Source organism: Streptomyces sp. NPDC026062, from assembly GCF_055568375.1.
The window spans coordinates 1-14,662 of sequence record NZ_JBVHOQ010000077.1; the positions used below are offsets into that span (position 1 = coordinate 1).

The following is a 14,662-nucleotide window of genomic DNA, read 5'->3' on the forward strand; positions in this document are numbered from 1 at the left end:
AACATCACCATCAACTGGCCCACCACCCAACCCACCCAACCCCAACCCCACACCCCCCTCCCCACCTACCCCTTCCAACACCACCACTACTGGCTCAACCCCACCACCACACCCACCACCCACCACAACAAAACCAACCACCCCCTCACCACCCACACCATCGACCTCCCGGAAGGGAACGGGCACGTCTTCACCGGGCGTGTCTCGACCACCACGCATCCCTGGCTCGCCGACCACGCGGTGCTCGGGACCGTGCTGATGCCCGGGACGGCCTTCCTGGACATCGCGCTGCACGCGGCGACGCACCTGGGCCACCGGCACGTCGAAGAGCTGACGGTGGAGACGCCTCTGGCGTTCTCCGGCACGGCGTCCGTCCAGCTGCACGTCAGCGTCACGCCGGAGGACCGGGGCGAAGGTCACACCCTCACCATTCATTCGCGTCCCGCGGGCCTGCCGGACCAGCCGTGGACACGGCATGCGAGCGGCACGATCGTGGCGGGCGCTCCGGAGGGCGGGCAGCCCGAGTTCGCCGGTGTCTGGCCCCCGCCGAAGGCGCTGCCGGTGCCGGTCGAGGATCTGTACGACCGGCTCGCCGGGCTGGGCTACCAGTACGGGCCCGTCTTCCAGGGGCTCCAGGCTGCCTGGCGCGAGGGCGATGTCCTGTACGCCGAGGTCCGGCTGCCCCAGGACACGGACGCCGGCGGGTTCGCCGTCCATCCCGCGCTCCTCGACGCGGCCCAGCACGCCACCGCGCTCGGTATGGGCCTGGACCGGGCCGACGGCCCGGTCCGGTTGCCGTTCTCCTGGTCGGGAAGCACGCTGCACGCCACCGAGGCGGGTGTGTTGCGCGTCCGGGTGACGCCGGTGGACGAGTCGACGGCCGCACTGGAGATGGCCGACGAAGCGGGCCGGCCGGTTGCCACGATCTCCGCGCTGCGGCTGCGGGAACTGGCCGTCGACCGGCTGGACACCTCCCGTCATCTGCACCACGCGCTCTGGCGCGTGGACTGGGCACCATCGACGGGCGATGTCCCGCCCGTCACCCCGGACTCGTGGGCGGTGCTGGGGGACGGTTCGTCCTGCCTGGGCGATGCCCTGACCGGGCTGCCGCACCATCCGGCGCTGAGCGACCTGGTGCGCTCCATCGACTCCGGGGCGGCGGTCCCGGACGTGGTGCTGCTGCCCTTGGACGGCGGATCGCCCGAAGAGGGCGACCCGGCCGCCCGCGCGCACGACAGCACCCGGAGCATGCTCCGGCTGCTTCAGGACTGGCTGGCCGAGGACCGTCTCGCGGCGTCGAGACTGGTGGTGGTCACACACGGTGCGGTGCCGGTGGACGGCGATGACCCGGTGCGCGACCTGCCGGGCGCAGCCGTGTGGGGTCTGCTGCGTGCCGCGTGGTGGGAGGAGCCGGACCGGTTCGTGCTGGTCGATCTCGACGGGACGGACGCTTCGGTGCGGGCCCTGGGTGGAGCGATCGGTTCCGGCGAACCGCAGGTACTGCTGCGTCATGGCACGGTGCACCTGCCGCGGCTGGTGGCCGCCGCTCCACAGGAGGGGGCCGGGACGGTCGCTTTCGACCCCGAGGGCACCGTTCTGATCACCGGCGGCACGGGGACGATCGGCAGGCACGTGGCCCGGCATCTGGTGGCCCGGCACGGGGCGCGGCAGCTGCTGATCGTCAGCCGCTCGGGCCCGGACTCTCCCGGCGCGGCCGAGCTGGCGGACGAGCTGCGGGCGGCCGGTGCCGAGGTGACGGTCGCGGCCTGCGACACCGCCGACCGGGACGCGCTGGCTGCGCTGCTCGCCGGTATTGCGGACGAGCACCCGCTCACGGCGGTCGTGCACACCGCCGGTGTGCTGGCCGACGGGGTGCTCACCGCGCTCACCGGCGAGCAGGCGGACGCCGTTCTGCGGCCCAAGGCCGACGCGGCGTGGAATCTGCATGTGCTGACCGAGGGCCTCGGTCTCGACGCGTTCATCCTGTTCTCGTCGGCGGCCGGCACGATCGGCAACCCTGGGCAGTCGGTGTACGCGGCGGCCAACACCTTCGTGGACGCGCTGGCCGGGTACCGGCGGTCCCGCGGTCTGCCCGCCGCGTCCTTCGCCTGGGGTCTGTGGGCGGAGACCAGCTCGATGACCGCCGACCTGGACAGCATCGGGAGGGCGAGGCTCACCCGCAACAGCGCGGCGCTCGGCACCGAGCAGGGGCTGGCCCTCTTCGACGCCGGGCTGACGCTTGACCGGGGCGTGCCGCTGGTGATGGCCGCGCTGCGTCCGGGGACGGTCCGCGCGGACGACGAGGACATCCCGCCGATCCTGCGCACGATCGGCCGGGCGTCCGTGCGCCGGGCGAGCGGGCCCGCCCGGCAGGCGGCCGCCGACGGTCTGGCCGGCCGGCTGGGCGCGCTCGGGGAGGCCGAGCGGCTCGAACTGCTGATGGATCTGGTGCGTACCCATGTGGCGGCGGTACTCGGCCATGGCGGGCAGGACGCGATCTCGGCCGACCGCAGTTTCCGGGATCTGGGTTTCGACTCCCTGACCGCCGTCGAGCTGCGCAACCGGCTGAACGGCGCCACGGGTCTGCGTCTGCCCGCCACGCTGATCTTCGATCATCCGACGACGAGTGCCCTGGCCGCGCAGCTGTGCGCGGAGCTGCTCGGGGCAGAGGCGAAGCGGCCGGCTTCCGTGACCGGCGGGCGGGGCGAGGGCCGGGACGGCGATCCGGTGGTGATTGTCGGGATGGCGTGCCGGTTCCCGGGCGATGTCCGCACGCCGGAGGCTCTGTGGCGGCTTGTGGCCGACGGTGTCGACGCGATCGGTGACTTCCCGGCGGGCCGTGGCTGGAACGTGGATGAGCTGTACCATCCGGATCCCGATCACCCCGGGACCTCGTATGTCGACAAGGGTGGGTTCCTCCATGACGCGGACGCGTTCGACGCGGAGTTCTTCGGGATCAGTCCGCGTGAGGCCCTGGCGACCGACCCGCAGCAGCGGCTGCTGCTCGAAACGGCCTGGGAGCTGCTGGAGAACGCCTCCATCGACCCGACGTCGCTGCGTGGGAGCGGCACCGGGGTGTTCATCGGGGCGGCCGCGCAGGAGTACGGGGTCAACGCGCAGCTCGCGGAGAACGGCACCGAGGGGTATCTGATCACCGGTTCGACGACGAGCGTCGCGTCCGGGCGGATCGCCTACACGCTGGGGCTGGAGGGGCCGGCTGTCACGATCGACACCGCGTGTTCGTCCTCGCTGGTGTCTTTGCATCTGGCGGCGCAGGCGCTTCGCAACGGTGACTGCGATCTCGCGCTGGCGGGCGGTGTGGCGGTCATGGCGACGCCGACGCTGTTCGTCGAGTTCAGCCGTCAGCGCGGGCTGGCTCCGGACGGGCGGTGCAAGCCGTTCGATGCCGCTGCCGACGGGACCGCCTGGGGTGAGGGCATCGGTCTTCTGCTGGTGGAGCGGTTGTCGGACGCGCGGCGCAACGGTCATCAGGTCCTGGCCGTGGTCCGTGGCAGTGCCATCAACTCCGACGGCACCAGTAACGGTCTGACCGCGCCCAACGGCCCCTCCCAGCAGCGGGTCATCGAGCAGGCCCTCGCGAATGCGGGGCTCGTGCCGGGGGATGTCGACGCCGTCGAGGCGCACGGCACCGGTACCACGCTGGGGGATCCGATCGAGGCGCGGGCGCTCATCGCCGCCTACGGCCAGGACCGTCCCGCCGGCCGGCCGCTGTGGATCGGCTCGGTCAAGTCGAACATCGGTCACACCCAGGCGGCGGCCGGGGCGGCCGGAGTGATCAAGATGGTGCAGGCGATGCGGCACGGGCGGCTGCCGAGGACGCTGCATGCCGGTGAGCCGACTCCGCATGTGGACTGGTCGTCGGGCGGGGTGTCCCTCCTGGCCGAGGAACAGTCCTGGCCGGAGGGGAGCGGTGTGCGCCGCTCGGCCGTCTCGGCGTTCGGTATCAGCGGCACCAACGCCCATGTCGTTCTCGAATGGGATCCGGCGGCCGTCGGCGTCGTGGAGCGGGACAGCCGTGACGAGGCGGGCGGTGTTCCCGTCCCCTGGGTGCTGTCCGGGCGGACCCCGGCGGCTCTCGTGGCGCAGGCGCGCAGGCTGGCCGAACACCTGGCCGGGCAGGAGGAGTTCAGCCTCGTGGGCGTCGGTGCGTCGCTGGCTGCCAGAGCCGTGCACGAGCACCGTGCGGCCGTGACGGGAGGGACGCCCGAGGAGTTCCTCGCCGGACTCGGTGCCCTGGCGGACGGCGGTGCCGCGGCCCATGTGGCTGTCGGCGACGGCGGTGAGGGGAAGAACGCGTTCCTGTTCTCCGGTCAGGGCAGTCAGCATCCGGGGATGGGCCGGGACCTGTATGCCCGGTTCGAGGTGTTCGCCGCCGAGCTGGACCGGATCTGCGCGCGTGTCGACGCGCGGCTGGATGTGCCCCTGCGGTCGGTGATGTTCGCCGACGAGGGCACGCCGGAGAGCGCGCTGCTGGCCGAGACCCGGTACGCGCAGCCGGCGATCTTCGCCCTGTCGGTCGCGCTGTTCCGGCTGGTCGAGTCGTGGGGTGTGCGTCCGGACGCGGTGCTCGGGCACTCCATCGGGGAGTTCGCCGCCGCGCACGTCGCCGGTGTCTTCGGGCTCGACGATGCGTGTGAACTCGTCGTGGAGCGGGCGCGGCTGATGCAGGCGGTGGAGGCGCGGGGCGCGATGGTCGCGATCCGGGCGGGTGAGGACGAGGTGGCCGAGTCCCTGCTCGGCTCGGCGGAGGCGGTGTCGATCGCGGCGGTCAACGCCGCCGGGTCGACCGTGGTGTCCGGTGACGAGGAGGCCGTGCTCGGGGTCGCGGAGCTGTGGGCCGGACGCGGCCGGAAGACGACGCGGCTGCGGGTCAGCCACGCGTTCCATTCCCCGCACATGGACGGGATGCTCGACTCGTTCCGCCAGGTCGCCGAGCGTGTCACCTACCATGCGCCGACGGTGCGGATCGTGTCCACCGTGACCGGCCGGCCGGCCGGTGAGGAGGAGCTGGGCGATCCGGGCTACTGGACGCGTCAGGTGAGGCAGCCCGTCCGGTTCCACGACGCGGTCGGTGCGCTCGGCGGGCTGGGAGTCACGGTCTTCCTGGAGATCGGGCCCGACGCGGCGCTCACCGCCCTCCCGTCGGACGACGGCACGGGCTGCAGGATCGCGACGCAGCGCCGGGACCGGCCGCAGGCGCAGACCCTTGTCGCCGCCGTCGCCGAGGCCGGCCTGCGGGGTGTACCCGTGGACTGGCGCGCGTTCTTCGCACGGCTGGACGCACGGCAGGTGGCTCTGCCCAACTACCCGTTCGAGGCACGCCGGTTCTGGCTGCCCGCGGCCGCTCCGGCCGCCCCGGCGTCCCTCGGGATGGACGGCGGCACGCATGACCTGCTCCGGGCCGCGACGTCCGTCGCCGGGACCGGTGGCTGGCTGCTGAGCGGCCGGGTGTCCCGGCACAGCCACCCGTGGCTCGCCGAGCACACCGTGAACGGGACCGCGCTGGTGCCCGGCACGGTGTTCCTCGACATGGCCGTCCACGCGGCGGCGGTCAGCGGGTGCGGCCGGATCGAGGAACTGACGGTCGAGACACCGCTCACCCTGCCGGAGGCGGGTTCGGTCGATCTCCAGGTGACGGTGTCGGCACCGGACGCGACCGGTGCCAGGCCGGTCACCATCAGCTCGCGCGCCTCGGCCGTCCCGGGCGACGGGGAACGGCTGTGGACCAGGCATGCGTCCGGGACCCTGGGCGAGCATGTGACCGAGCCGTTCGACGACTTCTGTGCGACGTGGCCGCCGCCGGAGGCCGAACCGATCGACATCGAGGGGATCTACGACGCGCTCACCGACATCGGCGTCGGCTACGGTCCGGCGTTCCAGGGACTGCGTGCGGCCTGGCGTGTGGGCTCCACGGTCTACACCGAGGCGCACGTCCACGAAGGCGGCGGGGCGGCCGGGCTGCACCCGGCGATGCTCGACGCCTCGTTGCACGCGCTGGCGGGCGACCACCCGTCGCTGGGTGCGGGCGAGGAGATCCTGCTGCCGTTCTCCTGGCGCGGTGTCATGCCGCACACCTGGCGGGCCTCTTCCCTCAGGAGCCGGCTGACCCGGACCGGGCCGGACACGCTGGCCGTCGCCGTCGCCGACGCGGACGGTGTGCCGGTTGCCTCGGTCGAGGCGCTGGTGGTGCGGCCGGTTCCGGTGAGCGGGATCAGTGTCCGGCGCCAGGAGGCGTACCGGCTCGACTGGGCCGCTGTTCGCCCCCGTCCGGCCGGCGCTCCGGCGTCCCTGGCCGTGGTCGGTGAACACGGCCCGTTCCTGGAGGCGTTGGCCGGTGCGGACGTGGTGACCGGGCTGTACCGGGACTTCGCCGGGCTCGTCTCGGCTGCCGGTCCGCTGCCCGATGCGGTGCTGCTGCCCGTCGACGTCTCTCCCGGGACGGGCCCGGACGAGGTGCGCGCGGTCGTCGCCGAGGTTCTGCAGGCGGTGCAGGAGTGGCTCGCCCAGGAGAGTACGGCCGGTGTCCGGCTCGTGGTCGTGACCCGGGGCGCGGTCTGTGCGGGCCCCGACGACACGGGCCCGGACCTGCCGGGGGCAGCCGTGTGGGGGCTTGTCCGCAGCGCCCAGAGCGAGCACCCGGGGCGGTTCGTCCTCGTCGACCTCGACGACAGCGCGGCTTCGGCGCGGTCCCTGGCCGCCGCGGTCGCCTGCGACGAACCCCAGGTCGCGCTGCGTGCGGGGCGCCCTCTGGTGCCTCGTGCTGCCGCGATCCAGCTGCCCCGTGCCCAGGCGTCGCCGCTCGACCCGGAGGGCACCGTGCTGGTCACCGGCGGTACCGGCGCTCTGGGTGCGGTCGTGGCCCGGCATCTGGCGGTCCGGCACGGTGTCCGGCATCTGCTGCTGCTGAGCCGGCGCGGAGTCGACGCGCCGGGGGCGGAAGCGCTGCGGGCGGAGCTTTCGGAGTACGGCGCCGAAGTCACCCTCGCGGTCTGTGACGTCGCCGACCGTGCGAGCCTGGCCGCCGCTCTCGCCGGCATCCCCTCCGGCCACCCGCTCACCGCCGTGGTGCACACGGCGGGGGTGCTGGACGATGCCGCCCTGACCAATCTGACGCCGGACCGGCTCGGCACCGTCCTGGGCCCGAAGGCCGAGGCGGCCTGGCATCTGCACGAGCTCACTGCCGACGCCGGCCTCGCCGCGTTCGTGCTGTTCTCGTCGGCCGCCGGAACGCTCGGCACGCCCGGCCAGGCCAACTACGCTGCGGCCAACGCCTGCCTCGACGCCCTCGCCGGGCACCGCCACGCGCAGGGGCTTGCGGCCACCAGCCTGGCCTGGGGTCCCTGGCCGGACGCGGACGGGATGGCGGCCGACGCGCGGCGGGTCCGGCAGGCGGGGCTCGTACCGCTGTCGGAGGCGGAGAATCTCGACCTGTTCGACGCGGCTCTCACGGCGGAGCATCCCGTCCTGCTGCCGCTGCGCTTCGACCGGGCGGCGCTGCGTTCGGCGGACCCGGCGACGCTCCCGCCGGTGCTGGCCGGGTTCGTCGCTGCCGCGCCCCGCCTGCCGGCCGGGCGCACCCCGGTGGCGCAGCGGCTCGACGGGCTCACCGAGGTGCAGCAGCAGCGGCTGCTGCTGGAGCTCGTACGGGGGCATGTGGCGGCTGTCCTGGGCCACGACGACGCCGACCGCGTCGCCGTCGACCGGGGCTTCACCGAGCTGGGGTTCGACTCGCTGACCGCGGTGGACCTGCGCAACCGGCTGTCCGCGGAGACGGATCTTCGGCTCCCGGCCACGCTGGCCTTCGACTACCCGAACCCGCAGGCGCTCGCCGTGCACCTCGCCGGCTCGCTGCTCGGCGCCGGCGTGAAGGCCCCCGCCCCCGCCGCGCAGATGGCGGGGCCGGACGGGGACCCCATCGCGATCATCGCGATGGCCTGCCGGTTCCCCGGCGGGGTGCGGTCCCCGGAGGACCTGTGGCGGCTCGTCGCCGACGAGGTCGACGCGATCGGTCCCTTCCCCGACGACCGGGGCTGGAACGTCGCCGAGCTCTACGATCCGGAGCCCGAGCGGACCGGGAAGTCCTATACCCGCGAGGGCGGGTTCCTCTACGACGCCGCCCGGTTCGACCCGCACTTCTTCGGTATGAGCCCGCGTGACGCGACGGCCACCGACCCTCAGCAGCGGCTGCTGCTGGAGACCGGCTGGGAGGCGTTCGAGCGCGCGGGCATCAGTCCCGAGTCGCTGCGCGGCAGCCGCACCGGAGTGTTCACGGGCGTCATGTACGGCGACTACAGCGGCCGTCTGCTGAACGCGGCTCCCGGCGAGTACGAGGGGTTCCTGGGCACGGGCAGTGCGGGCAGCGTGGCCTCGGGCCGTCTTGCCTACACCTTCGGTCTGGAGGGCCCGGCGATCACGGTGGACACCGCGTGTTCGTCTTCGCTGGTCAGCCTGCACCTGGCGGTGCGCGCGCTGCGTGACGGGGAGTGTGATCTGGCGCTGGCGGGCGGTGTGACCGTGATGGCGACGCCGGCCCCGTTCGTGGAGTTCAGCAGGCAGCGCGGGCTCTCCGCCGACGGGCGGTGCAAGCCGTTCGCGGCGGGGGCCGACGGTGTCGCCTGGGCCGAGGGTGCGGGTCTGCTGCTGGTCGAGCGGCTGTCCGACGCGCGCCGCAACGGCCACCAGGTGCTGGCGGTGGTTCAGGGATCGGCCGTCAACCAGGACGGTGCCAGCAACGGGCTGACCGCGCCGAACGGTCCTTCCCAGCAGCGGGTGATCCGGCAGGCCCTGGCCGACGCGGGGGTGCGGGCATGTGACGTGGACGTGGTCGAGGCGCACGGCACCGGCACCCCGCTGGGGGATCCGATCGAGGCGCAGGCGCTCATCGCCGCCTACGGCCAGGACCGTCCCGCCGGCCGGCCGCTGTGGATCGGCTCGGTCAAGTCGAACATCGGGCACGCCCAGGCTGCCGCCGGGGTCGCGGGCGTCATCAAGACCGTCCAGGCGCTCCGTAACGGGCGGCTTCCGCGCAGCCTCCACATCGACAGTCCGTCCCCGCACATGGACTGGGCGGAAGGAAACGTCGCGCTGCTCACCCAGGCGCGGGACTGGCCGGTCCATGAAGGGCCGAGGCGGGCGGCGGTGTCGGCGTTCGGTATCAGCGGCACCAACGCCCACGTGATCATCGAGGCCCCGGCCGCCGAGGACCTGGCAGAGCCGGACCTGACCGGGCCGGACGGCGAACTGCCGGACGGGGAACTGCCGGACGAGGAGCTGTCCGGGCCGGTCGTGCCGTGGGTGCTGTCGGCCAGGACCGGTGCCGCGCTCACCGCGCAGGCGGACCAGCTCCGCGCTTTCCTGCGCGGACACCATCCCCGTTTCAGGCCCGCGGACATCGCCCGCGCCCTCGGGGCGCGGTCGGTATTCGAGTACGGCGCGGCGGTGGTGGGACGTACCGGGGAGGAGCTGCTGTCCGGGCTCGACGCGCTCTCGGCCGGGCGGAGCGTACCCGCCGTGATCCGCGGCGTCGCCGACAGGGACGGTGCGAGCGCCTTCATGTTCTCCGGCCAGGGGTCGCAGCGGCCGGGCCTGGGCAGCGGCCTGTACGCGGCGTACCCCGAGTTCCGGCGTGCGCTGGACGAGGTCTGCGCGCACTTCGACGGGTTGCTCGGCCGGCCGCTGCGCGACCTGATGTTCGCGTCCCCCGGTTCCCCGGAGGAGGACCTGCTCCACGAGACCCGCTACACCCAGCCGGCGCTGCTGGCCCTGGAGGTCGCGCTGTACCGGCTGGTACGGAGTTGGGGCGTCGTGCCCGACTATGTGATGGGGCACTCGGTCGGCGAGTTCGCCGCCGCACACGCGGCGGGCGTCCTGTCCCTCCCGGACGCGTGCAGGCTTGTCGCCGCGCGCGGCCGGCTGATGCAGGAGCTGCCCGGGAACGGGGCGATGGTGGCGATCGGTGCGAGCGCCGAGGAGGTTCGCGCGTCCCTGGCCGGGCGGGAGGACACGGTCGGTATCGCGGCGGTGAACGGCCCGGCCGGCACGGTGGTGTCCGGTGACGAGGTCGGTGTGATGGCGGTCGTCGCGCAGTGGGCCGAGCGCGGTCGCAGGACCAAGCGGCTGCTGGTCAGCCATGCGTTCCACTCGCCGCTGATGAAGCCGATGGTGGCCGCGTTCCGGGAGGTCGCCGAGGGGATCCGGTTCGCCGAGCCCTCTATCCCGGTCGTCTCGACCGTCACCGGCGAGGCCGTCGGGGCGGGCACGATGGCGTCGGCGCAGTACTGGGTGGACCAGGTGCTCCAGCCGGTCCTGTTCGCGGCGGGCGTCCAGACCCTGCACGAGGCGGGCACTCGTTCCTATCTCGAGCTCGGCTCGGACACGCTGGCCTCGCTGGCTCCGGACTGCCTGCCCGACCAGGAGGCCCGGCCGGTGGTGGGTGCTCTGCTCCGCCGGGACGTGAGCGAGCCGGAGTCGGTGGTCACGACGCTGGCACGGGCCCGGATCGCGGGCGCCCGGGTGGATCTGGCGGCGATGCTTCCGCACGCCCGCCGGGTGGATCTGCCCACCTACCCGTTCCAGCGCGAGCGTTACTGGCTCAGCCGACCGGCCGCCGACGCGCCGACGGACCTCGGGCTGCACGGGACGACGCACCCGTTCATCGGCGCGGAGACCGAGCTGCCCGACGGCGGGTTCCTGTTCACCGGCCGGATCTCCTCGGATGCCCAGCCGTGGCTCACCGACCACTCCGTCCACACCGCCCCGCTCGTCCCGGCCAGTGCTCTGGTCGACATGGTCCTGTATGCGGGCGGGCGGTCCGGCTGCGGCCGGATCGAGGAGCTGACGATGTCCGCTCCGCTCGTTCTGCCCGAGACCGGGGCCGTCCACGTCCAGGTCGTCGCCGGACCGGCCGACGAGTCCGGGCACAGGCGTGTCACGGTCAGGTCCCGTCCCGCGCATGCCGTCGACGACGCCGGGTGGACCAGGCACGCCGACGGGGAGCTCGGCCGCGCCGAGGACACCGCGAAGGCCGGATCCGGGGCCGCGCCGTGGCCGCCGTCGGACGCGACCGCCGAGGACGTCGGGCAGATCTACGCCCAGCTCGCCGATCTCGGGCTGGGCTACGGCCCCGCGTTCCGGGGGCTTCGGCGTGTGTGGCGGCACGGCACGGAGATCCTGGCCGAGGTCCAGCTGCCCGGGGCGACGACGCCGGGCTTCCACATCCATCCGGCGTTGCTGGACTCCGCTCTCCACACTCTCGCCTTCGCCCACCCGGACGTGGACAGGACCGAAGGGGTGCCGGTGCCGTTCTCCTGGTCGGGCGTCAGCGGGCCGGGCTGCGCGCCGGACGGTGTCCTGCGTGTCCGGCTCAGCACCGGCGGCGACGGATTCGCGCTGCGTCTGGCCACCGAGAGCGGCGACGAGGTCGCGGCGATCGAGTCGCTGTCGGTACGTCATCTGGCCCCTGACCAGCTCGGCTCGGGCCGGCACCGGCGGCAGCGGGCACGGTTCGCGGTCTCCTGGAGGGCGATCGCGTGCGCCGCACTGCCGGTGGACAGGCCACTGGCCCGGATCGGCTGGCTCGGCGATCCCTCGCCCAGCCTGCTGGTCGCTCTCGCCGGTGTCGCCGAGCCGCGCGCGCTGACCGATGACGCGCCCGCGCCGGACCTGGTGCTCCTGGACTGCACCGACCGCACAGGGCCGGGTGACCAGGCCGAGCGGACCCGCCATGCGGTCCACCGCGTCCTGGAGGTCGTCCAGAGCTTCCTCGCCGACGACCGGTTCGCCGGGGCCCGGCTGGTCGTGCTGACCCGGTCGGCGGTCGCCGCCGTGGACGGCGACCCGGCCGGGGACCTCGCGGGCGCGGCCGTCGGCGGGCTGATCCGCTCGGCGCAGACCGAGAACCCGGACCGGATCGTGCTGGTCGACATCGACGACGCCGAGGAGTCCGTGCTGGCCCTGCCTTCCGCGTTGCACGCCGGCGAACCTCAGCTCGCGCTGCGCGCCGGACGTGCGTACGCCGCCCGCCTGGGCCGTGTCACCGACGACGAGGAAGCCGCCGTCGCGCCGCTCCCCGCCGAGGGGACCGTGCTGGTCACCGGCGGCACCGGAACACTCGGCGCCCTGGTCGCCCGCCACTTGGTACAGCGGCACGGAGCCCGGCACCTGCTCCTGACCAGCCGGCGGGGCTCCGCGGCACAGGGCGCGGAGGAACTGGCCGAGGAGCTGACCGGGCTCGGCGCCCATGTCACCTTCGGCGCGTGCGACGTGGCCGACCGGGCCGCGCTGGCGGAGCTGCTCGCCACCGTCCCCCAGGAGCACCCCCTCACCGCCGTCGTCCACACGGCGGGGGTCCTGGACGACGCCACCGTCCCCGGTCTCACCGCGGAACGCATCGACACCGTCCTGCGGCCGAAGGCCGATGCCGCCTGGCATCTGCACGAACTCACCGCGGACCTGGACCTCACGCATTTCGTGCTGTTCTCCTCCGCCGCCGGGGTGCTCGGCGCGGCGGGCCAGGCGAACTACGCGGCGGCCAACGCCTTCCTCGACGCGCTCGCCGGGCAACGGCGCGCCCAGGGCCGTCCCGCCGTCTCCCTGGCCTGGGGGCTGTGGGCCGCCGGAGGCACGATGGGCGGAAGCCTCAGGGCCGCCGACCGGGCCCGCATCGGCCGCGGCGGAATCCTGCCGCTCGGCATCGAGGACGGTCTCGCGCTGTTCGACTCCGCCCTCGCCGGCGAGCGCGCGACCCTGACGCTCGCCAGGCTGGACCTGCCGTCACTGCGCGCGCAGGCGGAACACGGCACCCCGTCGCCGATCCTGCGGGACCTGGCCGGCAGCGCGCCGGTTGCCCGCACCGGCGCGGGGAACCGGCCGGCACTGACGGAACATCTGGCCGGCCGTTCCGAAGCCGAACAGCTCGAACTGCTGCTGGAGTTCATCCAGGAGGAGATCGCGGTCACCTTGAGGCACGCCGATTCCGGCGTGGTCGAGCCGGACCGCGGCTTCCTCGAACTCGGCCTCGACTCCCTCACCGCGATCGAGCTGCGCAACCGGCTGAGCGACGCCGCGGGCCGGCGGCTGCCCGCCACCATCCTGTTCGACTACCCCACCCCGCGCAGGCTCGCCACACGCCTGTGCGAGCTGCTCGTACCGGCCGAGGAGCCGGACATGGCGATCCGCAGGGTCATCGCCTCCGTCACGCCCGAGCGCCTGCGCGCCGCGGGCCTGCTGGAGGCCGTGCTCGCCCTCGCCGGCGACGCCGCCTCGGCGGAGGCGGCCGAACCCGGCAGCGTCCAGGAGGACGACGAGGCGGACCTTCTGGACGCCGATGTCGATGACCTCGTCCGCATCGCCCTCAGTGAGACCGACTCGTGACCGACCCGAACCGACGGAGCCGAGGAATGAACATGCCGGACGAGAAGGTCGTCGAAGCGCTGCGCACGTCGCTGGTGGAGAACAAGCGCCTGCGACGGCGGCTGCAGCAGCAGTCCGACGCGTCCAGCGAGCCGATCGCGATCGTGGGGATGGGGTGCCGCTATCCCGGCGGTGCGGTCTCGCCGGATGCGCTGTGGGAGCTGGTGGCCGAAGGCACCGACGCGATCACCGCGTTCCCCACCGGCCGTGACTGGAACGCCGAGGACCTCTACGACCCGTCCCCCGACGCGCACGGCAAGTCGTATGTGCGCGAGGGCGGGTTCCTGCACGAAGCGGCCGAGTTCGACCCCGGATTCTTCGGGATCAGTCCGCGCGAGGCGCTGGCGATGGACCCGCAGCAGCGGCTGCTGCTGGAGACCAGCTGGGAGACGTTCGAGAACGCGGGGATCACGCCGGAGTCACTGCGCGGCAGCCGTACCGGGGTCTTCACCGGTGTCATGTACGACGACTACGCCTCCCGGCTGCGCCGGATGCCGGAGGGCATGGAGGACCAGGTCGTCACGGGCAGCGCGGGAAGCGTGGCATCGGGGCGGCTCTCCTACGTCTACGGTTTCGAGGGGCCCGCGGTCTCCCTGGACACGGCGTGCTCGTCGTCGCTGGTGGCCCTGCATCTGGCCGTCCAGGCGCTGCGCAACGGCGAATGCGATCTGGCCCTGGCCGGCGGTGTCACCGTCATGGCCACGCCGGTCGCGTTCACCAGCTTCAGCCGTCAGCGCGGACTCGCCGCCGACGCCCGCTGCAAGTCGTTCGCGGGTGCGGCCGACGGGACCATCTGGGGCGAGGGGGTGGGTCTGCTGCTGGTCGAGCGGCTGTCCGACGCCCGCCGCAACGGCCACCAGATCCTGGCCGTGGTCCGCGGTTCGGCGGTCAACCAGGACGGGCAGAGCAGTCAGCTGTCGGCCCCGAACGGTCCGGCTCAGCAGCGTGTCATCCAGCAGGCCCTGGCCGGCGCGGGCCTGTCGCCCACGGAGGTCGACGCCGTCGAGGCCCACGGCACCGGCACCCGGCTCGGCGACCCCATCGAAGCGCAGGCCCTGATCGCCACGTACGGGCAGAACCGTGAGAATCCTCTGTGGCTCGGTTCGGTCAAGTCGAACATCGGTCACAGTGCGGCGGCCGCGGGTGTCGCGGGAATCATCAAGATGGTCCAGGCGATCCGCCACGGGATCCTCCCGAAAACCCTCCACATCGACGAACCCACCCCCCACGT

General features: G+C 73.4%; 2 protein-coding genes. Both read left to right on the forward strand.

The genetic code is table 11. The features are described from left to right. The first annotated feature begins 9 nt into the window (after window positions 1-9). Window positions 10-13,392, forward strand: a complete 13,383-nt coding sequence (locus tag ACZ4LX_RS36775) for an SDR family NAD(P)-dependent oxidoreductase (protein WP_467721389.1) — start codon at window positions 10-12, stop codon at window positions 13,390-13,392. 26 nt (window positions 13,393-13,418) lie between these two features. Beyond that, window positions 13,419-14,662 (forward strand): beta-ketoacyl synthase N-terminal-like domain-containing protein (locus ACZ4LX_RS36780; protein ID WP_467721387.1); only part of this gene is annotated, 1,244 nt, incomplete at its 3' end.